Annotated in this window: 2 protein-coding genes; one reads left to right on the top strand and one right to left on the bottom strand. The window is 56.1% G+C overall.

Annotation, left to right across the window (positions count from 1 at the left end; all coding sequences use genetic code 11):
• Window positions 1-118: 118 nt before the first annotated feature.
• Window positions 119-319: a hypothetical protein gene (locus tag NDI79_RS23500; protein ID WP_310931058.1), complete on the bottom strand. Its 201-nt coding sequence runs from the start codon at window positions 317-319 to the stop codon at window positions 119-121.
• A gap of 862 nt (window positions 320-1181) precedes the next feature.
• On the opposite strand from NDI79_RS23500, the gene NDI79_RS23505 reads away from it, so the two are divergent.
• Window positions 1182-1409: a hypothetical protein gene (locus NDI79_RS23505; RefSeq protein WP_310931059.1), complete on the top strand. Its 228-nt coding sequence runs from the start codon at window positions 1182-1184 to the stop codon at window positions 1407-1409.
• The last annotated feature ends 36 nt before the right edge of the window (window positions 1410-1445 follow it).

A 1445-nucleotide genomic window follows, 5' to 3' on the forward strand; every position in this document is an offset into this window, starting at 1 on the left:
GCCGCCGTGGGACCGAGCACGACGGTCCAGAGTATCATGCCGAGTGCGAAGAACGCGAATACGAGCACGGCGGAGACGCGGAGTAGCTTCCCGGCGACGTACCGCGTGGTCGAGACGCTCATTTGTCATACCCCACGTAAGCGGCGCAAACTTCCCGGATGACTTGGGTTTGTGTTGGGTCGCAGTCGAGTTCCTCGGCAACGGCTGCTTTGGCGTCCTCGTATATCCCATACCGAACGTCGTTTTTGACCTGCATCGAGGTTCGCGCCCGTTGCGCCGGGCTGTACTTCTCGCCCTCCAGTTCATGGCCTGTGGACATACTCTCAGTTACGTCTGGTTAGTATGTCAAAGTACCGCGGCAGGAGTTCTGTACTGCTCAATTTCGCTTGTTCGGAGTCTCACTTAACCCCGTTCTAACTAATCCGTGTTTCGCAACTGACGCCGTAGGACGTGGTGCCATTCTCGAATATATGTCAGCCTATCCGAGTGGAACAGGGTAGACCCGTTCCGGCACAAGGTACCCTGTGCCAGTAAAACCGCATGACGGCGGGGGGCTATGCGGGGGGTGGAACAGGTGGAACAGGGTATTTCCGTTCTTTCGCGTGTAGGGGACAAATTCAGAATATGTAAGTGTATTAGAGAGGTTGCGATTTACCCTGTGCCACCTGTGCCACGTCAGAAAACCACGCCGCCGTCTGTCGATTAGAGTGGAACAGGGTACCCTGTGCCGGAACGGGGTACCGACTGCTCGTTGTGAAAATGCACACACAGCATTAACAACGGGGGTATATCACGGCCCACGGCACTCCTCCGTGCTATATAGAGGCTCGGACCCTCTAAATAAACAAGCCGCCGTCTGGCGGTTTTTCAATGTAATCGTTCTGGTAAGATGGATATAAGACGTAGGCCGCACCTTGTAACGTCAAAGAAGAAGGCGCACATGGCCGTCGCTCGGCGGTCTACTTGTGAAAGTTGAAGAACAGACCGAGGTTCCCACGCGGTCTACTTTTGGACGGTGGCCCGCGTGGAAAGTTGGTCTGAGTGTCTCAACCCTCTGATTTGGGGGTTCGTCCCTCGATGGGCCAAACGCAATTGGTTATTCTACCCGATTGCCGTTAAATCCATCGGGGTACACTCTGACCCACTCGAAGCGACACGCATAGTCCACAAGCAAACACACTATGTCGAAAACGGAAACGAACGGTTCAGAGTACAACGCGGCAACTAACGGCGAAGCGGGCGAGCGGGGGAAGTACTGGCACGCGGAGTTATTCGAGCGGATGTCCGTCGAGGAGTACGAGGCGGTGCAGTCGGGCACGATAGACGGTTCGGAACTAATCGCGTGGTATGTCGAACGCGGTCAGACGGACAGCTACCTCGGACGGACGACCCTCGGAGGGGATTTCTAATGGCGGACGTGACCGGTTGGGACGAGTGCCGCCGTG

The organism is Halogeometricum sp. S3BR5-2, assembly GCF_031624635.1.
Classification (GTDB): Archaea; Halobacteriota; Halobacteria; order Halobacteriales; family Haloferacaceae; genus Halogeometricum; species Halogeometricum luteum.

Bases quoted from the DNA above. Each gene is read 5' to 3' on its own strand.
- NDI79_RS23500 (WP_310931058.1), bottom strand. From the start codon at position 319: ATGTCCACAGGCCATGAACTGGAGGGCGAGAAGTACAGCCCGGCGCAA.
- NDI79_RS23505 (WP_310931059.1), top strand. From the start codon at position 1,182: ATGTCGAAAACGGAAACGAACGGTTCAGAGTACAACGCGGCAACTAAC.